This is a genomic window from Streptomyces sp. KR80 (assembly GCF_052245555.1).
In the GTDB taxonomy this organism is placed as follows: domain Bacteria; phylum Actinomycetota; class Actinomycetes; order Streptomycetales; family Streptomycetaceae; genus Streptomyces.
Genome location: NZ_JBQQCD010000027.1, coordinates 52,223 through 70,802, shown reverse-complemented (window position 1 = coordinate 70,802; position 18,580 = coordinate 52,223). Strand labels below are relative to the sequence as shown.

17 protein-coding genes are annotated in these 18,580 nt (G+C 70.7%); 15 read left to right on the top strand and 2 right to left on the bottom strand.

The genetic code is table 11. The features are described from left to right. Nucleotides 1-361 precede the first annotated feature (361 nt). From ACTWQI_RS27260 to ACTWQI_RS27210, 11 genes are all read left to right on the top strand, one after another. A complete protein-coding gene (locus tag ACTWQI_RS27260) occupies nucleotides 362-1,582 on the top strand; it encodes a zinc-dependent metalloprotease (RefSeq protein ID WP_443274412.1) in 1,221 nt (406 codons plus the stop codon). Nucleotides 1,583-1,892: 310 nt separating this feature from the next. Then, complete coding sequence (tilS, locus tag ACTWQI_RS27255) at nucleotides 1,893-3,005, top strand: tRNA lysidine(34) synthetase TilS (RefSeq protein ID WP_443274411.1); 1,113 nt, start codon at nucleotides 1,893-1,895, stop codon at nucleotides 3,003-3,005. 116 nt (nucleotides 3,006-3,121) lie between these two features. Continuing rightward, entirely contained in the window at nucleotides 3,122-3,661 is a 540-nt protein-coding gene (hpt, locus tag ACTWQI_RS27250; protein WP_443274416.1) for a hypoxanthine phosphoribosyltransferase, read from the top strand. A 281-nt stretch (nucleotides 3,662-3,942) separates the two neighbouring features. After that, the gene (ftsH, locus tag ACTWQI_RS27245) at nucleotides 3,943-5,976 is read left to right on the top strand and encodes an ATP-dependent zinc metalloprotease FtsH (protein WP_443274410.1); all 2,034 of its coding nucleotides are present in this window, start codon (nucleotides 3,943-3,945) and stop codon (nucleotides 5,974-5,976) included. Nucleotides 5,977-6,087: 111 nt separating this feature from the next. After that, entirely contained in the window at nucleotides 6,088-6,693 is a 606-nt protein-coding gene (gene folE, locus ACTWQI_RS27240) for a GTP cyclohydrolase I FolE (RefSeq protein ID WP_443274409.1), read from the top strand. 207 nt (nucleotides 6,694-6,900) lie between these two features. Continuing rightward, a complete protein-coding gene (locus ACTWQI_RS27235; protein WP_443274408.1) occupies nucleotides 6,901-8,760 on the top strand; it encodes a phosphatidylglycerol lysyltransferase domain-containing protein in 1,860 nt (619 codons plus the stop codon). Between the two features lie 288 nt (nucleotides 8,761-9,048). Further along, nucleotides 9,049-9,903: a dihydropteroate synthase gene (folP, locus tag ACTWQI_RS27230; protein WP_443274407.1), complete on the top strand. Its 855-nt coding sequence runs from the start codon at nucleotides 9,049-9,051 to the stop codon at nucleotides 9,901-9,903. Further along, nucleotides 9,900-10,370, top strand: coding sequence for a nuclear transport factor 2 family protein (locus tag ACTWQI_RS27225; protein WP_443274406.1), 471 nt, complete (start codon nucleotides 9,900-9,902; stop codon nucleotides 10,368-10,370). The genes folP and ACTWQI_RS27225 overlap by 4 nt, the downstream gene beginning before the upstream one ends. A 303-nt stretch (nucleotides 10,371-10,673) precedes the next feature. After that, nucleotides 10,674-11,033 (top strand): dihydroneopterin aldolase, encoded by a 360-nt coding sequence (folB, locus tag ACTWQI_RS27220; RefSeq protein WP_443274405.1) that lies wholly within the window; start codon nucleotides 10,674-10,676, stop codon nucleotides 11,031-11,033. Then, nucleotides 11,030-11,623, top strand: a complete 594-nt coding sequence (folK, locus tag ACTWQI_RS27215) for a 2-amino-4-hydroxy-6-hydroxymethyldihydropteridine diphosphokinase (protein ID WP_443274404.1) — start codon at nucleotides 11,030-11,032, stop codon at nucleotides 11,621-11,623. Before folB ends, folK begins: the two co-directional genes overlap by 4 nt. Nucleotides 11,624-11,677: 54 nt before the next feature. After that, nucleotides 11,678-12,166, top strand: a complete 489-nt coding sequence (locus ACTWQI_RS27210) for a DUF3180 domain-containing protein (protein ID WP_443274403.1) — start codon at nucleotides 11,678-11,680, stop codon at nucleotides 12,164-12,166. Between the two features lie 33 nt (nucleotides 12,167-12,199). Here the strand turns inward: ACTWQI_RS27210 and ACTWQI_RS27205 are convergent, their stop codons facing one another. Then, nucleotides 12,200-13,360: an ABC transporter ATP-binding protein gene (locus tag ACTWQI_RS27205; protein WP_443274402.1), complete on the bottom strand. Its 1,161-nt coding sequence runs from the start codon at nucleotides 13,358-13,360 to the stop codon at nucleotides 12,200-12,202. Between the two features lie 135 nt (nucleotides 13,361-13,495). Here ACTWQI_RS27205 and ACTWQI_RS27200 point away from each other — a divergent pair, with 135 nt between their 5' ends. The 4 genes from ACTWQI_RS27200 to ACTWQI_RS27185 all read left to right on the top strand — a co-directional run bounded on the left by ACTWQI_RS27200 (nucleotide 13,496) and on the right by ACTWQI_RS27185 (nucleotide 17,247). Next, complete coding sequence (locus ACTWQI_RS27200) at nucleotides 13,496-14,185, top strand: ABC transporter permease (protein ID WP_443274401.1); 690 nt, start codon at nucleotides 13,496-13,498, stop codon at nucleotides 14,183-14,185. A gap of 3 nt (nucleotides 14,186-14,188) precedes the next feature. Continuing rightward, a complete protein-coding gene (locus tag ACTWQI_RS27195; RefSeq protein ID WP_443274400.1) occupies nucleotides 14,189-14,911 on the top strand; it encodes an ABC transporter permease in 723 nt (240 codons plus the stop codon). Nucleotides 14,912-14,915: 4 nt separating this feature from the next. Further along, nucleotides 14,916-15,902, top strand: coding sequence for an ABC transporter substrate-binding protein (locus ACTWQI_RS27190; RefSeq protein WP_443274399.1), 987 nt, complete (start codon nucleotides 14,916-14,918; stop codon nucleotides 15,900-15,902). 178 nt (nucleotides 15,903-16,080) lie between these two features. Further along, complete coding sequence (locus ACTWQI_RS27185) at nucleotides 16,081-17,247, top strand: hypothetical protein (protein ID WP_443274398.1); 1,167 nt, start codon at nucleotides 16,081-16,083, stop codon at nucleotides 17,245-17,247. A gap of 98 nt (nucleotides 17,248-17,345) precedes the next feature. Here ACTWQI_RS27185 and ACTWQI_RS27180 read toward each other — a convergent pair whose 3' ends face one another. After that, on the bottom strand, nucleotides 17,346-18,488 hold the full coding sequence (locus tag ACTWQI_RS27180; protein ID WP_443274397.1) for an NADH-quinone oxidoreductase subunit D: 1,143 nt from the start codon (nucleotides 18,486-18,488) through the stop codon (nucleotides 17,346-17,348). Nucleotides 18,489-18,580: the final 92 nt, after the last annotated feature.

The following is an 18,580-nucleotide window of genomic DNA, read 5'->3' as shown; positions in this document are numbered from 1 at the left end:
CTGTAGGCGCCAATGCTGAGGCACCCGCAGCTCAGCGCGCCGACCTCGCTGCTCCGCGCCCTCAGGGCCGCACCCGACCACCACCGAAACGGCAGGCCTCGGCCCTGGCCCCAGCACCAGCCCCGACCCTCACCGTCGGTGGGGCACTGCGGCCGCTCCGCCGCCTCCGCAGCAGGTACGGACAGCAACGGGTGGGTGGGCGGCAGACACATCCCGGCCGAAGGCCGGGACACGGCGGCGCGGAGCGGCCACCGTGGCGAGCGGCCCGTCCCGCAAGCGCAGTCCACACACGGCGGCGCGGAGCGGCCACCGCGGCGAGCGGCCCGTCCCGCAAGCGCAGTCCACCACGTACCGTGAAGTCATGACGAGCATCGGTGGTGCCGAGATGGTCGACTGGAATCTCGCGGTGGCGACTGCGACGCGGCTCGTGCGGCCCGGGCCCGAGGTGAGCCGGGACGAGGCCCGGGCCGTGGTCGCCGAGCTGCGCAGGCATGCGAAGTCGTCCGAGGAACACGTGCGTTCGTTCACCCGTATGGCGACCGGCCCCGACATCCACGCCGAAGGGGCAGAGGGCGCCGAGGGAGCCGAGGGCGGTTCCTGGGGCTCCGGCCACGACACCCATCCCCGCCCCCAGGCCGGAGGCCCTCCCGTGCTCGTCGTCGACCGGCCGGGGTGGATCAAGGCCAACGTCGCCGGATTCCGCGAAATCCTCAAACCTCTGCTCGAGAAGATGCAGGAGCGCCGCAGCGGCAGCCCGGGCGGAGCCGTCCTCGGCGCCGTGGGCGGCAAGGTCACCGGCGTGGAACTCGGAATGCTGCTGTCCTTCCTCGCCTCCCGCGTTCTCGGCCAGTACGAGACCTTCGCCCCGGCCACCGGTGAGCTGCCCGCGGCGGAGGATGGCGGCGGGCGGCTGCTCCTCGTCGCCCCCAACATCGTCCATGTCGAGCGGGAACTCGACGTCCAGCCGCACGACTTCCGGCTCTGGGTATGCCTCCACGAAGAGACCCACCGCACGCAGTTCACCGCCGTGCCGTGGCTTCGGGACCACATCGAGGGCGAGATCCAGTCCTTCCTGGCGGAGACCGAGGTCGATCCGGCCACCCTCCTCGAACGCCTTCGCGAGGCGGCCCAGTCCTTCACCGGGAGCAGGCCCGACGGCGAGGCGGGGGACACCGGCGGCCGGAGCATCGTGGAGCTGATCCAGACACCCGCCCAGCGCGAGATCCTGTCCCGCCTCACCGCCGTGATGTCGCTGCTCGAAGGCCATGCGGACTACGTGATGGACGGCGTCGGCCCGCACGTCGTGCCGTCGGTCGCGGAGATCCGCGAGAAGTTCCAGAAACGCCGGGCCAGCGGCGCGGGCCGGCTCGACCAGGCGCTGCGCAAGCTGCTCGGCCTCGATGCGAAGCTGCGGCAGTACCGTGACGGTGAGCGGTTCGTACGAGCCGTGGTCGACGAAGTCGGCATGGACGGCTTCAACCGGATCTGGACGTCCCCCAACACGCTTCCGACCAAGGCGGAGATCGTCAAACCGGCGGACTGGATCGCGCGGGTGCACCGGAGGTCCGAGGGGTCACTCTAAAACCGCCGCCGCGCCGCCGCACTGTCGCAGCCCCCGGCCACTCCCCGGCCGGGAAGGGCTGAGGCGGGCAGAGGAGCGGCAGAAAGGCGGCCTCGACTATCACCCGTCTGAGGGACCGTGGGCGAAGGGTAGGCGTGCGATGCTCGGGTAGCAGCTCGTCTCTGTCACCATCTACATACTCAGCGTGATGAGAGCTCCGATCTGAAAGCCGTGACTGAAGCCACCGAAGCCCTGCAGCCGACGCTCGTACGGCGGAAGCTCGTACAGCGAAGGTCCTGTACGGCCCCGGCCCTGAGGAAGTGAACCGGACATGGGTCCCCATCCAGCGGTCGCAGCGATACGCCTGGCAGTCCGCCGCGTACTGCACGACGTACTCAACGACGTCCTGACCGGCGCCGACGCCGACCGACAACCGTCCACCGCAGTCGCCCCGCGCCCGCGCCCGCTCGTGCTCGTCGCCTGCAGCGGCGGCGCGGACTCCGTGGCGCTCGCCTCCGCCCTCGCCTTCGAAGCCCCCAAAATCGGCATCCGCGCCGGCGGCATCACGATCGACCACGGCCTCCAGCCCGGCTCCGAGCTGCGCGCCGCCGAGGTCGCCGCCGGTCTGCGGACTCTCGGTCTCGACCCGGTCGAAGCCGTCACCGTGCAGGTCGGACGCCAGGGCGGACCGGAGGCTGCCGCCCGTGACGCCCGGTACGCGGCGCTCGACGCCGCCGCGGAGCGGCTCGGCGCCGCCGCCGTCCTCCTCGGCCACACCCGCGACGACCAAGCCGAAACCGTCCTGCTGGGCCTCGCCCGGGGCTCCGGCACGCGGTCCCTCTCCGGGATGGCCCCCGTCTCCGGCGCCGGTGGCCGCTACCGGCGCCCGTTCCTCCAGCTCGACCGGCAGACCGCCCGCAAGGCGTGCCTGGTCCAGTCGCTCCCGGTCTGGGACGACCCCCACAACACCGACCCGGCCTACACCCGCTCCCGGCTTCGCCAGGAAGGCCTGCCCGCCCTGGAGAAGTCGCTCGGCAAGGGCGTGATCGAAGCCCTCGCCCGCACCGCGCAGCTCTCCCGCGACGATGCCGACGCCCTCGACGCCTGGGCCGCCGAGGCCGAGCGGACCGTACGGACCGAGGGCCGCACCGCCGCGGACGACGACGGCTCCGTCGCCGCGGACGGTGCCGCACCCGTCGCTCTCGACACCGCAAAGCTCTATGCGCTGCCGCCCGCCATCCGTCGCCGGGTGCTGCGCCGCGCGGCCATCGCCGCAGGCTCCCCGCCCGGTTCCCTCTTCGCCAAGCACATCGAGGAGGTGGACCGGTTGATCACCGCCTGGCGTGGCCAGGGGGCCATCAACCTCCCCGGCCGGGTCGAGGTCCGGCGGCGGTGTGGCAGTCTGGTGGTCACTCGGCGGCCCGACGAAGCCGCTGGGCACTGAGCCGAAACCGAGCCGAAACCTTCGGCCGCACACCGGGTCGTACGGGTCGCACAGCCCTTCCCGCCCGGCTTGCCGGACCGAGACGACCGAGAGTGACGCGGGTGGACGAGAAGGACATGGGCACCGACCTCCAGTCGGTGCTCATCACCAAGGAAGAGATCGACGCGAAGCTGGCCGAGCTGGCGGCGAAGATCGACGCGGAGTACGCGGGCAAGGATCTGCTCATCGTCGGAGTCCTCAAGGGCGCGGTGATGGTGATGGCGGACCTCGCGCGTGCCCTGTCCACCCCTGTCACGATGGACTGGATGGCCGTGTCCTCGTACGGCGCGGGCACCAAGTCCTCCGGTGTCGTCCGGATCCTCAAGGACCTGGACACCGATATCGCGGGCAAGAACGTGCTGATCGTCGAGGACATCATCGACTCGGGCCTGACGCTGTCCTGGCTCCTGTCGAACCTCAGCTCGCGGGGACCGTCCTCGCTGAACGTCTGCACCCTGCTGCGCAAGCCGGAGGCGGCCAAGGTCGCCATCGATGTGAAATACGTCGGCTTCGACATCCCCAACGAGTTCGTGGTCGGCTACGGCCTGGACTATGCGGAGAAGTACCGCAACCTGCCCTTCGTGGGCACCCTTGCGCCGCACGTCTACGGCGGGTAGCCGCGCGTCTTCGGTTTGGCGGGCGCGGCGGTGGCGGGGAGGCCGTGGGGCAGCGCGGGAGCGGCGGGGAACACCTGGCGTTTTCCCGCCGTTGGAGCAGGGGGAGGCTGTTTTGTTAACCGTCCTCGGCAGCGGCGAGGGACAATGCTGGGGTACGGTCCGACGGTCAGCCTTACAGTCTTTAGTGGTCGAGTAATACACCGTACGCACGGACGACTCCGCTCCAGGAGTGGTCGTGCCTCACTGTGGCAGGAGGGACGGGGCGCCTGCGCCCCGTATGGATGGACGTGAAGCGCTACTTCCGTGGGCCGGTCATGTGGATCGTGCTGGCCGTCCTCGCCGTGGTCGTGTTGATGCAGGTCGTCGGCTCGTCCGGTGGCTACAAGACGGTGGACACCGGCCAGGTCGTCAAGGCGATCGCCGACAACAAGGTCCTGTCCGCCGAGCTGACGACCGGTGACGAGAACAAGATCAAGGTCGAGCTGAAGGACGGCACCAAGGTCGAGGGCAGCAACAAGCTGCAGGCCAGCTACATCGATGAGCAGGGCGCCCAGCTCGCCCAGGATCTGCAGGCCAAGACCAACGACAGCGACAAGGACACGCTGCCGGACGGCTACACCGTGTCGCCGTCGAAGCAGAACCCGTTCGTCGGCGTTCTGCTCTCACTGCTGCCGTTCGTCCTCATCGTCGTCGTCTTCCTGTTCCTGATGAACCAGATGCAGGGCGGCGGCTCCCGGGTGATGAACTTCGGGAAGTCCAAGGCCAAGCTGATCACCAAGGACACCCCGAAGACGACGTTCTCCGACGTGGCCGGAGCCGACGAGGCGGTGGAGGAGCTCCAGGAGATCAAGGAGTTCCTGCAGGAGCCGACGAAGTTCCAGGCCGTCGGAGCGAAGATCCCGAAGGGCGTGCTGCTGTACGGCCCGCCCGGCACCGGCAAGACGCTGCTCGCGCGCGCCGTGGCGGGCGAGGCGGGCGTCCCCTTCTACTCGATCTCCGGCTCCGACTTCGTCGAGATGTTCGTCGGTGTCGGTGCCTCCCGGGTGCGCGACCTCTTCGAGCAGGCCAAGGCGAACGCCCCGGCGATCGTCTTCGTCGACGAGATCGACGCCGTCGGCCGGCACCGCGGCGCGGGCCTCGGCGGCGGCCACGACGAGCGCGAGCAGACCCTGAACCAGCTGCTCGTCGAGATGGACGGCTTCGACGTCAAGGGCGGCGTCATCCTGATCGCCGCCACCAACCGGCCCGACATCCTCGACCCGGCGCTGCTGCGCCCCGGCCGCTTCGACCGGCAGATCGCCGTCGACCGCCCGGACATGCAGGGCCGGCTGGAGATCCTCAAGGTCCACCAGAAGGGCAAGCCGGTCGCCCCCGACGTCGACCTGGGCGCCGTCGCCCGTCGCACGCCGGGCTTCACCGGTGCCGATCTGTCCAACGTCCTCAACGAGGCCGCGCTGCTCACCGCCCGCAGCGACGCGAAGCTGATCAACAATCACTTCCTGGACGAGGCGATCGACCGGGTGGTGGCCGGTCCGCAGAAGCGGAACCGGATCATGAGCGACAAGGAGAAGAAGATCACCGCGTACCACGAGGGCGGTCACGCCCTGGTCGCGGCGGCCTCTCCCAACAGCGATCCGGTCCACAAGATCACGATCCTGTCCCGCGGACGAGCGCTCGGCTACACGATGGTCCTGCCGGACGAGGACAAGTACTCCACCACGCGCAACGAGATGCTGGACCAGCTGGCGTACATGCTGGGCGGCCGTGCCGCGGAGGAGCTGGTCTTCCACGACCCGACCACGGGCGCGGCGAACGACATCGAGAAGGCGACTGCCACGGCCCGCGCGATGGTCACGCAGTACGGCATGACCGAGCGGCTCGGCGCGATCAAGTTCGGCTCCGACCAGTCCGAGCCCTTCCTCGGCCGTGAGATGGCTCACCAGCGCGACTACTCCGAGGAGATCGCCGCGCTGGTCGACGAGGAGGTCAAGAAGCTCATCGAGGCGGCGCACAACGAGGCCTGGGAGATCCTGGTCGAGAACCGCGACGTCCTCGACAACCTGGTCCTCAAGCTGCTGGAGCGGGAGACCCTCGGCAAGGAGGAGATCGCCGAGATCTTCTCGACGGTCGTGAAGCGCCCGGCCCGCCCGGCGTGGACTGGCTCCTCGCGCCGTACGCCCTCCACCCGCCCGCCGGTGCTCTCCCCGAAGGAGCTGACCACGGCCAACGGCGCTCAGCCGGGGTCCGCGCCGTCGCCCACCGCCGTATCCACGGAGAAGGCGGAGCTTCCCGAGGAGCCCGGCTCGGGTAGCTGACCAGGGACCGCTCGCCCGACCGGAATGAAGGCCGCGTCCGCTCAGGTTCTAACCTGAGGGGGCGCGGCTTCTCATTGCACGCGTGCACGGACGCAAGAGGATCGAGGCAAGATGACCGACCCGGTGACGCTGGACGGCGAGGGCCGCATCGGCGAATTCGACGAGAAGCGGGCCGAGAACGCTGTCCGCGAGCTCCTCATCGCGGTCGGCGAGGACCCGGAGCGTGAAGGGCTCCTGGAGACCCCGGCCCGGGTGGCGCGTGCGTACAAGGAGATCTTCGCCGGCCTGTGGCAGGACCCGCAGGACGTGCTGACCACCACGTTCGATCTCGGACACGACGAGATGGTGCTGGTGAAGGACATCGAGGTGTACTCGACGTGCGAGCACCACCTGGTGCCGTTCCACGGCGTCGCGCACGTCGGCTACATCCCGTCCGCGGATGGCAAGATCACCGGGCTGTCGAAGCTCGCCCGCCTCGTCGACGTCTACGCCCGGCGCCCGCAGGTGCAGGAGCGGCTGACCACGCAGATCGCCGACTCCCTCATGGAGATCCTCGAACCGCGCGGCGTGATCGTCGTCGTCGAGTGCGAGCACATGTGCATGTCCATGCGCGGCATAAGGAAGCCGGGCGCGAAGACCACCACGTCCGCGGTCCGCGGTCAGCTCCGGGACCCCGCCACTCGGTCCGAGGCGATGAGCCTGATCGTCGCTCGCTAGGCCCTGTCGGGCCGCACCACCGCGTACGGCCATCGGCTCTCGCGCCGCCCGCGCCGCGGGAGCCGCCCGAGAACGGCCCGGGCACGCAGCCTGGCCGGTGACCCGTCACGCAACCCTGGCCCGGAAAGTGGCGTCCTAGAGGGCGCCGAATCATCCGGATGGCGCGACCAGCCGCCGCAAGAATTCTCGACGGAGCCACGGGAAGCGATGTCTGTCAGGATCGAGAGCGACAAGTCCGATGAAGTTCCGGCCCGACTCGGGTGGGTGCGTGGTCTGCTGCGCGGCCCGCGTCCCGAGAAGGTGCCCGGCCTGGTCGGCACGGCCTGCACGTTCGTAGGCCTCCTGGACATCGCCGCCGGAGTGTTCCCCCGCTTCCGCCACAGCCGGATGCACGCGGTCGTCGAGGTCCTGCCCGGCACCTTCGGCCCGTTCGCCGCCGCGCTGGCGTTGTCCGCGGGGGTTCTGCTGCTGCTCCTGGCGCACGGTCTCAAGCGGCGCAAGCGTCGCGCCTGGACAGCAGCCGTCGTGCTGCTGCCGGCCGGCGCGGTGGCGCAGTTCCTCTACCGGCACTCGCTCATCGGCACCCTGCTCTCCTTGGCGATCCTCGCGCTGCTGGTCCACCACCGGGGCGAGTTCGCCGCCCTCCCGGACCCGCGCAGCCGCTGGAAGGCGCTGGCCAATCTCGTACTGTTGGGCTCGGGCAGCGTCGCTCTCGGCATGGTCGTGGTCAGCACGCATCCGAGCAGCACCGTGGGTGCCCCGGGCTTCACCGAGCGCCTGCAGCACGTGCTGTACGGGCTGTTCGGCTACGAGGGGCCGGTCGACTACACCGGCCGCGTCGGCTGGACCGTCGGCTACTCGCTCGGCGCCCTCGGCCTGCTCACCGCCGTCACCACGATCTACCTCGCGCTGCGGCCCGAGAACCCGGCGGCACGGCTGACCGACGACGACGAGGCACGGCTGCGCGCGCTGCTCGAACGGCACGGCGGCCGCGACTCCCTCGGCCACTTCGCGCTCCGCCGAGACAAGGGCGTGGTCTTCTCGCCGAGCGGCAAGTCGGCGGTCTGTTATCGGGTCGTCTCCGGCGTCATGCTCGCCAGCGGTGACCCGATCGGGGACGTGGAGGCGTGGCCCGGGGCCATCGCGGCGTTCATGGAGCAGGCGCGGCTTCACTCCTGGACCCCGGCGGTCATGGGGTGCAGCGAGACCGGGGGCGAGGTGTGGACCCGGGAGACCGGCCTGGACGCGCTCGAGCTCGGCGACGAGGCCGTGGTGGACGTGGCGGACTTCACCCTGTCCGGACGCGCCATGCGGAACGTACGGCAGATGGTGAAGCGCATCGAGCGGAACGGCTACGAGACGCGGGTGCGACGGGTCGCCGACCTCTGCCCGGAGGAGCTGCAGCGGATCCGGCGGGCCGCGGCCGAGTGGCGCGGGACCGACACCGAACGGGGCTTCTCGATGGCGCTGGGACGGATCGGGGACCCGGCGGACGGGGACTGTGTGATCGCCACCGCGCACCAGGCGGACGATGGAGAGCCCGGCCCGTACGGCGACCTGAAGGCCGTACTCCACTTCGTGCCGTGGGGGCGGGACGGGATGTCGCTGGACCTGATGCGGCGCGACCGGTCGGCGGATCCCGGCATGAACGAACTGCTGATCGTGGCGGCGCTGCAGGCCTCGCCCGGCCTCGGGGTGCAGCGGGTGTCGCTGAACTTCGCGATGTTCCGTTCGGCGCTGGCACGCGGCGAGAAGCTGGGCGCGGGCCCGGTGCTGCGCGGGTGGCGTGGGCTGCTGGTCTTCCTCTCCCGCTGGTTCCAGATCGAGTCGCTGTACAAGTTCAATGCGAAGTTCCAGCCGAGGTGGGAGCCGCGCTTCCTGGTCTTCCGGAACACCCGGGACCTGCCGCGGATCGGCTTCGCGGCGATGCAGGCGGAGGGCTTCGTCACGCTGGGCCTCCCGCGGCCGTTCGCCCGCGTCGGCAGCTTCCGCCGCGAGCGCACGTGCGCCCACCTCCCGGCGATGGCGTCGGCCCACCAGCCCGAGCGGGAGCCGCAGGCGGCGTAGCCTCGCCGGGCCGGCGGCTCCGCGTCACCGCAACCCGCTCACCGCCTCACACCTTCCCCACCACCTGGCCAACCGGCCATCCCACGGCCGAGGGCACATGCGGGGGGCGATCCGTGTGGGACAACGGGGTGCCGCCGATCCGGCGTCGGGCCGCGGGGAGCGCTTGAGCGCGCGGTTCAAGGCGGCGTGACGTGGGCCGCGCCGGCGCCCGAGCGGGGGGCCAGGGCCGGTAGCCCCGCCAGCCCCCCGGCGGGGACCGGCCCGGCCGCCGAGGCCTAGGCTGGGCTCATGAGTACGTTGCGCGGCCGGGTGGCCGGCCTTCCGGAGTGGGACCGCTGTGCGGTCATGGGTGTGGTCAACGTCACGCCCGATTCGTTCTCGGACGGTGGCCGCTGGTTCGACCGGGACGCAGCGATCAAGCGCGGGCTCGACCTGGTGGCCGGTGGCGCCGACCTCGTCGATGTGGGCGGCGAGTCGACCCGCCCCGGGGCCACGCGCGTGGACGAGGACGAGGAGCTGCGCCGGGTGATACCCGTCGTCCGCGACCTGGCGGCCGAGGGTGTCGTCGTATCCGTGGACACCATGCGGGCCTCCGTCGCAGAGCGGGCACTGGCCGCCGGGGCCGTCCTGGTCAACGACGTGAGCGGGGGCCTTGCGGACCCCGCGATGGTGCCGGTCGTCGCCGCGGCCGAGGTGCCGTTCGTGGTGATGCACTGGCGCGGATTCAGCGAGGACATGAACAGCCGCGCCGTCTACGGCGACGTCGTGGCGGAGGTGCTGGCCGAGCTGCGGAGCCGACTGGATGCCGTGGTCGCCGGCGGCATCACTCCGGAGCGGATTGTGCTCGACCCCGGTCTTGGCTTCGCGAAGCAGGCCGAGCACGACCTGGCGCTGGTCGCCCATCTGCGTGAGCTGCGCTCCCTGGGCCGGCCGCTGCTGGTGGCGGCCTCGCGCAAGCGTTTCCTCGGGCGGGTCCTCGCCGGAGCGGAGGGCAGCCCGCCGCCGGCGCGGGAGCGGGACGCGGCGACGGCGGCCGTCTCCGCGATCGCGGCGCGCGAGGGCGCGTGGGCGGTACGGGTGCACGAGGTGCGGCCCACGGCGGATGCGGTGCGTGTGGCGCGCGCCATCGAGGCCGCGGCGTGAGTGGACCCGATACGGACCGTGAGCAGGTCGAGCTGGCCAACACCGCGCTCTACGAAGCCATGGAGCACGGCGACTTCCAGGCGCTCTCCGAGATGTGGCTGGAGGGCGACGTCAGCTGTGTGCACCCGGGATGGCCGGTGTTGCGCGGACACAGCGAGGTGCTGCGCTCGTACGCCCTGATCATGGCGAACACCGACTACATCCAGTTCTTCCTGACCGACGTCGAGGTCTCGGTGGAGGACGACACCGCGCTGGTGACCTGCACGGAGAACATCCTCAGCGGTGGGCCCGCGGAGGAGGACGGCGCACTGGGCCCGCTCGTCGGACAGCTGGTCGTGGCCACGAATGTGTTCCGGCGCACCGCGGCCGGCTGGAAGGTGTGGTCTCACCACGGGTCGCCGGTGCTGGCGGAGACCCAGGAGGACGAGGACGGCGAGGCGCCGGGCGGGGATCCCGCCGGGCTCTGACCCGTCGACCCGTCGTCCGCCACCGTTGTCGCCGCCTCCTCGAGAGGGCGCCGCGGGCGAACGTCAGCGCCACGTGTCCCGCCACTCGTTCGAGCCAAGTACGAGTCGGGTAGGGGTGGGACACGGGGTGCCGCGGGTAGGCGCGGCCCGAGTCGACCTACCAGCCCGGCGTGCCAATGTCCATAGCCCCGATGGGCGAGCTCGGTCGACTATCGCAGGTAGATTCGATGGCGACCGGCGGACCGGCCAGGGTCGGCTCGTCCCGTACGTCCGCATTCCCGATGACCAGCAGGAGTGATTCGTGTGGACCGTGTCGCGCTGCGCGGCCTGAAGGCCCGTGGGCACCACGGGGTGTTTCCCCGGGAGCGCGAGGAAGGGCAGACGTTCATCGTCGACCTGGTTCTCGGCCTGGACGCCCGCCCCGCCGCGGCCGACGACGACCTCGCGAAGACCGTTCACTACGGCGTCGTGGCGGAGGAGGTCGTCGACATCGTGGCAGGCGAGCCGGTCGACCTCATCGAGACGCTCGCGGAACGGATCGCCCAGCAGTGCCTGAAGCACGAGGCCGTGCGGGAGGTCGAGGTCGTCGTGCACAAGCCGGACGCCCCGATCACCGTGCCGTTCGACGACGTGACCATCACCATCACCCGGAGCCGCGTATGAGCACCAGCGATCCGACCGTGCAGCCCGTGCCGGCCTCGGTGGTCCACCAGGTGGACGCCGCCGACACCACGCTGAGCAACCCGAAACGCGCTGTGATCGCCCTCGGGAGCAATCTGGGCAACCGGCTGGAGACCCTGCAGGGTGCGGTCGACGCCCTCGAGGACACCCCGGGCCTGCGGGTGAAGGCGGTGTCTCCGGTCTACGAGACGCAGCCGTGGGGCGTCGAGCCGGGCTCGCAGCCCTCGTATTTCAACGCCGTGGTGCTGGTCAGGACGACGCTGCCGCCCACCTCGCTGCTGGAGCGCGGTCATGCGATCGAGGAGGCCTTCGACCGGGTACGCGACCAGCGCTGGGGACCGCGGACGATCGACGTCGACATCCTGGCGTATCAGGACGTGGTCTCCGACGACCCGGTGCTCACACTGCCGCACCCCCGGGTGCACGAGCGCCCGTTCGTGCTCGTGCCGTGGCACGACGTGGATCCGGAGGCCGAGGTGCCGGGGCGCGGTGCCGTCTCCGAGCTGCTGGCCGAGGTGGGGCGGAGTGGTGTCGCGCCGCGCGCAGACCTGAAACTCCGCCTGCCCGAGTAGTCGTTAGGCTCCCCGGTACGGGCGGATGCCATCGCGAGGCGCGAGGAGAGGCCAGTGAAGCAGCTGCGGATCAGGGTGCTGTTCGGGCTGTTCGGCGCCGCTGGGGTGCTGTCCTGGGCCGGTGCGCGGCTGTGGGACACGTTCGGCACGCTCCCGAGGGTGCCGGTGGCGGCTCCCATCGTGCTCGGGGCGATCGCCGCCGTGCTGGCCGCCACTGCCCTGTCACTGCGAGCGCGGCTGAAGGCCCAGCGGGAGCGGGAGCCCGGCGCCAAGGGCGTGGATCCGCTGGTGGCCGCCCGTGCCGTGGTGTTCGGGCAGGCCAGCGCACTGGTGGCGGCGCTGGTGGCCGGGATGTACGGCGGCACGTTCGTCTTTCTGCTGATGGACGACCTGGACGTGGGTACCCGCCGGGATCAGGCGATCTACGCGGGCCTGTCCGTGGTGGCCGGCATCGCCGTGGTGGTGGCGGCGCTGTTCCTGGAGCGGGTGTGCAAGCTGCCGGAGGACGACGACCACGACAAGGCGGCGGGCGCAGCGGTGTAGCCGGACGCCCACGCCACTGATCGGTTCGGGGGGTTACGCCCCCGCCACCGTGTCCAGGTCCACGTCCTCGCGGGCGATCTCCTGCGCGTCCGCGTCGATCGAACGGCGGAGCGCCTCGTGCAGCCGGGCCGGGGTGAGGACGCCGAGGAAGCGGTCGCCCTCGAGGACCGCGATCCAGCCCGCATCGTGCTGAAGCATCGTGCTGAACGCCTGCTTCAGGGACGAGCCCAGCGGAAGCCATGCCTCCATGCGGCGGGCGTGTTCCCCTACGGTGCCGCTCGCCCCTGAGGCGGCCGACTCCAGCGGGATCCAGCCGTGCAGACCCCCGGAGTCGTCCAGAACCACGGCCCACCGGGAGCCCTCGGCGGTGAGCCGGTCGGCGGCCTTCTCGAGGGGGTCGTCGAGCCGGACCACTGGCGGCTGTTCCAGGTCGCCCTGCTCGATCGCGGTCACCGACAGGCGTTTCAGACCGCGGTCCGCTCCGACGAAGTCGGCCACATACGGCGTCGCGGGCGCGCCGAGCACCGCGGCCGGCGGAGCGAACTGCTCGATCTTCCCGTGCCCGTAGACCGCGATCCGGTCGCCGAGCCGGACCGCCTCCTCGATGTCGTGGGTGACGAAGAGCACGGTCTTGCGGACCTGCGACTGGAGCCGGAGGAACTCGTTCTGGAGGTGTTCGCGCACGACCGGGTCGACGGCGCCGAACGGCTCGTCCATGAGGAGAACCGGCGGATCCGCCGCGAGCGCGCGGGCGACGCCGACGCGCTGCCGCTGGCCGCCCGAGAGCTGGTCGGGGTAGCGGCTGCCGTGCACGGAAGGGTCGAGGCCGACCAGCTCGAGCAGTTCGGCCGCGCGGTCGCGGGCCTTCCTGCGCTGCCAGCCGAGCAAGTGGGGGACGGTTGCGGTGTTCTCCAGGACGGTTCGGTGCGGGAACAGGCCGACCTGCTGGATGACGTAGCCGATGCGGCGGCGCAACTGGACCGGGTCGACGCCTGCGATGTCCGCACCGTCGAGGAAGATCCGGCCGGAGGAGGGCTCGATGAGCCGGTTCACCATCTTCATGGTGGTGGTCTTGCCGCAGCCCGAGGGTCCGACGAGCGTGACCAACTCGCCTTCTGCCACCTCGAAGGACAGGTCGTCCACGGCGGTCGTGCCGTCGGCGTAGCGCTTGGTGACATGCTCGAAGCGGATCATGGTTCCTCATTGTGGCCGGTCCGGAGCCGGTTCTTGTGAAGAGAGTATTGCCGTGTGGTGGCGGTCTTCACCGATTGTCATGGCGTGGGGATAGGGTCGCCAACCAGTGAAGTGTTGCGGGGGAGGTGGACCGGCGTGGGTGAGCAGAGTTGCCTGGCGGCGAACCAGTGGCTCTGCGGGGCGTATGTGCACACGCGCAGCCAGGAGTTGGTGGAGGCCACCGTCGAGCACGTCGGGATCACGGTCGCGTCGGTGGCCCTGGGCCTGCTGATCGCTTTCCCGCTGGCGCTTCTCGTCCGGCGGCGGCGGGCCTTCGCCGGGCCGATCCTCGGTCTGACCTCGGTGCTCTACACCATTCCCTCGCTGGCCATGTTCTCGTTGCTGATGCCGGTGTTCGGCGTCTCCGTCGCCGTGGTGATCACAGGGCTGGTGCTCTATTCGCTGACGGTTCTCGTGCGGAACGTCCTGGCGGGGCTCGACGCGGTGCCCGAGGAGGCGCGAGAAGCGGCCCTGGGAATGGGATACGGCTCGGGGCGGCTGCTGCTCGAGATCGAGCTGCCGCTCGCGCTGCCCGCGGTGCTGGCCGGCGTCCGGATAGCCGCGGTGTCGACGATCGCCTTGACGACGGTCGGCGCGATCGTCGGCTACGGCGGCCTCGGCACGCTCATCCTCGAAGGTCTGGACAGCTACTTCAAGGCGCAGGTGCTGACCGCCTCCGTCATCTGCGTGCTGCTCGCGGTGGTTGCCGACGTGCTGCTGCTCGCCGTACAGCGGTGGCTGACGCCCTGGACCCGGGCCACCGTGCGGACGGGGAAGGCGGGCTGACCGATGGGCGCGATAGCGGATGCCTGGACCTGGCTGAGCACGGGCGCCAACTGGGCAGGGGAGGACGGGGTCTGGCACCGGCTCGCCGAGCACCTCTGGTTCAGCTCGGTGTGCCTGGCGCTGGCCTGCGTCATCGCCCTGCCGGTCGCGATGTATCTGGGGCATGTCGGCAAGGGGGGTGCGCTGGCGGTCAACCTCTCCAACGCCGGGCGGGCGATTCCGACCCTCGCCGTGCTGGTGCTGCTGACGCTCACCCCGCTCGGCAGGCACGGCGATCTGCCCACGATCATCGCTCTGGTGCTGTTCGCGGTGCCGCCGCTGCTGACCAACGCCTACGTCGGGATGCGTGAGGTGGACCGGGCCGTGGTGGAGGCGGCTCGCGGGATGGGCATGTCCGCCCGGCAGGTGTTCCTGCGGGTCGAACTGCCCCTCGCCCACCCACTGATCATGACGGGTCTGAGGTCCGCGGCGGTCCAGGTCGTCGCCACCGCCACGCTCGCCGCGATGGCGGGGGAAGGCGGCCTCGGCCGGATCATCACGGCCGGTTTCAACACGTACGACACCCCGCAGGTGGTGGCCGGAGCGGTGCTGGTCGCCGCACTGGCGCTGCTCGTGGAGGCCGTTCTCGCGGCCGCCGGACGGCTCCTCGACCCGATGCGCCGACGGAGACAGCAGTCGGCGGCCGTCCCGGCCAAGGCTGCACACCCACAAGGAGTTGGAAGGTGACCTCATGAGCAGGACCGTGCGTACGAGTCGTGGGACACGGGTGGCGGGTGCGGCGCTGACCGTCGCGGCGCTGACGGCGGCCCTGGGCGGCTGCGGCGGCGAAAGCCTGGAGAGCAAGGAAGCCGGCTCGGGCGGGAGCGGGGACGGGGGCAAGAAGGGCTCACTGGTGATCGGTTCGGCCGGCTTCACCGAGTCGGCGCTCCTGGCCCAGCTCTACTCCCAGCTGCTCGCAGACGCCGGATACAGCACCAGCATCAAGACACTGAAGAACCGCGAGCTGTACGAACCGGCGCTGGAGAAGGGCCAGATCGACGTCGTACCCGAATACGCGGCGACGCTCGCCGAGTTCCTCAACGGCAAGAGGAACGGGCCGAAGGCGAAGCCCGTCGCGTCCAGCGACCTGGCCAAGACCGTCGAGGCCTTGAAGAAGCTCGCGGAGCCGCAGGGTCTGAAGGTCCTCCCGGCCGGCGATGCCGTCGATCAGAACGCCTTCGCGGTGACCAAGGCGTTCGCTGCGAAGCACGACCTCAAGACCCTTTCCGACCTGGGGAAGTCACAGCAGAAGATCAGGCTGGCAGCGGGGGACGAGTGCGACATCCGGCCGTTCTGCCGCCCCGGCCTCGAGAAGACGTACGGCATCGACATCACCGCCGTCGACCCCAAGGGCGTCGGCACCACGCCCGCCAAGCAGGCCGTCAAGGACGGCACCGACCAACTCGTGCTGACCACCACGACCGACGCCACGCTGGAGGACTTCGGCCTGGTCCTGCTCGAGGACGACAAGGGCCTGCAGAACGCGGACAACGTGCTGCCCGTGGTGAACGCGAAGGAGGCGGGCGGCGCAGACGTCGAGGCGGCCCTGGACAAGCTCACCAAGGTTCTCACCACCGAGGACCTGATCGAGCTGAACCGCAAGGTCGACGCGGAGCGCCAGAAGCCCGTGGACGTCGCCGGTGAGTATCTGAAGTCAAAGGGGTTGATGGGCGAGTAACCGCGGGAAAACAGATTGTCGGCCGGGTCCCCACGCACGCCGCACGCACGGTAAGTTTCTGGCCATGCCACGTGGACGCCACCGCCATTCGCCGCCCCTGCACAGGATTCTTCCCCCCGTTGCGGTCGCCGGCGCGTCAGCGGCCTGCGCCGCCGGTGCCTTGCTGGTGGAGGATCCCGTGGTGATCCGCGTCCTGGTGGTGGCCGCTGCTGCGGCCGCCGTCACCGGCGCGGTCCTGATGCGTTCCTGGGACCGAGCCGCGGGCAAGCGGGTCGCCGAGCTCAAGACCGCGCGGCTACGGGACGAGTGGCGCGCCGACGAGCGGATCGCCGAGCTCGAGATGGACCTGGACGAGTCCCGTGAACTGCGCACCGCCCTCGAGGCCAAGCTGCGCGCCAAGCGCACCGAGCTCTCGCGGCTCCGCAACGAGCACGCCGAACTGCTGCGCCGGTACGCCACTGCCGAGACGGAGCGGGCCAGCGCGCTCGAGGGCCGACGACTCCTCGCCCTGGAGGCCGCACCTGCCGGGAAGTCGCCGACCGCGGACGCCCTGCGCGACGGCAAGGGCGCACCCACGCCGGAGGCGTACGCCAAGGCCGACAAGGCGCTCACCGAGCTGATGCGGAACGCCGCCCGCCAGCAGGCCGGCAACTCCCCTGCCGATGAGGGGGGTCCGTCGGACACCTCCCACAGCCACCGCGCGGTGGCCGACGGAGTGGACCCAGGGGAAGCGCAGGGGTCCGACTCCCAGCGGTCCGGTGAGGGAGCAGACAGCAGGAGCCGGGGGAGCCGGCGGAACGCGGTCAAGGCTGCGCGCCGCCACGGCCTCGAGAAGCAGCAGGCGGAGGAGGAACACGAGGGGAAGCGCCCGGCGGCCGCCGGGAAGGACGCCGAGCCCCGTACGGCCGCCACGCACGACATCCCGCACATGCGGGGGCGCCGCCGGGTGCCCGTAGCCGCCGCCGTCGTGCCGTACACGCCGCTGCGCCGCCCCTCCGCCGAAGGCGGCTTCGACTTCTTCGGTACGCAGGCGGCGGGCGTGGACGCGGACGCCGACGGTGAGTGCCCGGAGCCCGACGCCGACGCCGTACCCGCGCCGGACGAGGACCTGGCCGATGTGGTCGGCGCCGAGGCCCTCGCCGAGCACGAGGCAGAACTCGCCGGAAAGCAGGCGGAAGCAGAAGCGGAGGCCGACGAGGCCGAGGCAGAGGTGCACCCGGCCGATGCCGTCGACGCGGCCGACGACGCCCATGGTGGTGCCGGTGCCGGTGAGGTCATCGACCTCACCGAGCACGACGAGACCGAGCAGATCGACGTACGGCAGCTGCGCGCCCGGTCCTCATGACGAGCCGCGCTCCGGGCGGCCGTATCGGCGTACGGTCCGTCGCGGCGCTCCGCGCCTGAGTCGGCCGCAGAGCTGCGTCTCGGCAGCTACGTGGCGAGTTACTTGTCGATGTCGCCCACGACGAAGAAGAGCGAGCCGAGGATCGCGACCATGTCCGCGACCAGCGTCCCCGGCAGCAGCACCGTCAGCGCCTGGATGTTGTTGTAGGACGCCGAGCGCAGCTTCAGCCGGTACGGCGTCTTCTCGCCCTTGGAGACCAGGTAGTAGCCGTTGAGACCCAGCGGGTTCTCGGTCCAGGCGTACGTGTGCCCCTCCGGCGCCTTCAGCACCTTCGGCAGCCGCTGGTTGATCGGGCCCTGCGGCAGCTCCTGGAGCCGGTCCAGGCAGGCGTCCGCGAGGTCCAGCGAGTTGTGCGTCTGGTCCAGCAGGCACTCGAAGCGGGCCAGGCAGTCGCCCTCGGAGCGGGTGACCACCTCCAGTACATCCTGCAGTTCCCCGTACGCGAGATACGGCTCGTCGCGGCGCAGGTCGAAGTCGACACCCGAGGCGCGGGCGATCGGTCCGCTCACGCCGAACGCGTGCACCGCCTCCGGCGACAGCACGCCAACGCCGCGCGTCCGGCCCCGGAAGATCTCGTTGCCGAGGACCAGCCGGTCGTACACGTCCATCCGCGACCGGACCTCGGCCACCACGGCGCGCACCCGGCCGAGCCACCCCGCCGGGAGGTCCTCCTTCAGCCCGCCGACCCGGTTGAACATGTAGTGCATCCGACCACCGGAGATCTCCTCCATCACATGCTGCAGATCCTCGCGCTCCCGAAACGAGTAGAAGATCGGGGTGATACCGCCCAGTTCGAGGGGGTACGAGCCGAGGAACATCAGGTGATTGAGTACCCGGTTCAGCTCCGCGAGCAGCGTCCGCGTCCAGACGGCGCGCTCCGGCACCTCCATGCCGAGCATCCGCTCGACGGCCAGTACGACGCCCAGCTCGTTGGAGAAGGCCGACAGCCAGTCGTGGCGGTTGGCGAGCATGATGATCTGCCGGTAGTCGCGCGCCTCGAAGAGCTTCTCCGCGCCCCGGTGCATATAGCCGATCACGGGTTCGGCCTGCTGGACCCGCTCGCCGTCGAGGACGAGCCGCAGCCGCAGCACGCCGTGCGTGGACGGGTGCTGCGGCCCGATGTTGAGCACCATGTCCGTGCTCTCCGCCGCACCGCCGATGCCGACTGTCGTCTCCGTCATGAGAACAGTCTCGCAGCTGCGCCGCCCGCCTACGCTGGGGGCATGGACATGGCGTCGGGGAAGGGGACGGGGGCGGGCGCGGAGATGGACAC

Bases quoted from the DNA above. Each gene is read 5' to 3' on its own strand.
- ACTWQI_RS27180 (WP_443274397.1), bottom strand. From the start codon at position 18,488: ATGACGGAGACGACAGTCGGCATCGGCGGTGCGGCGGAGAGCACGGAC.
- folP (WP_443274407.1), top strand. From the start codon at position 9,049: ATGAGTACGTTGCGCGGCCGGGTGGCCGGCCTTCCGGAGTGGGACCGC.
- ACTWQI_RS27235 (WP_443274408.1), top strand. From the start codon at position 6,901: ATGTCTGTCAGGATCGAGAGCGACAAGTCCGATGAAGTTCCGGCCCGA.
- ACTWQI_RS27195 (WP_443274400.1), top strand. From the start codon at position 14,189: ATGGGCGCGATAGCGGATGCCTGGACCTGGCTGAGCACGGGCGCCAAC.
- tilS (WP_443274411.1), top strand. From the start codon at position 1,893: ATGGGTCCCCATCCAGCGGTCGCAGCGATACGCCTGGCAGTCCGCCGC.
- hpt (WP_443274416.1), top strand. From the start codon at position 3,122: ATGGGCACCGACCTCCAGTCGGTGCTCATCACCAAGGAAGAGATCGAC.
- ACTWQI_RS27260 (WP_443274412.1), top strand. From the start codon at position 362: ATGACGAGCATCGGTGGTGCCGAGATGGTCGACTGGAATCTCGCGGTG.
- folE (WP_443274409.1), top strand. From the start codon at position 6,088: ATGACCGACCCGGTGACGCTGGACGGCGAGGGCCGCATCGGCGAATTC.
- ftsH (WP_443274410.1), top strand. From the start codon at position 3,943: ATGGACGTGAAGCGCTACTTCCGTGGGCCGGTCATGTGGATCGTGCTG.
- ACTWQI_RS27205 (WP_443274402.1), bottom strand. From the start codon at position 13,360: ATGATCCGCTTCGAGCATGTCACCAAGCGCTACGCCGACGGCACGACC.
- ACTWQI_RS27190 (WP_443274399.1), top strand. From the start codon at position 14,916: ATGAGCAGGACCGTGCGTACGAGTCGTGGGACACGGGTGGCGGGTGCG.
- folK (WP_443274404.1), top strand. From the start codon at position 11,030: ATGAGCACCAGCGATCCGACCGTGCAGCCCGTGCCGGCCTCGGTGGTC.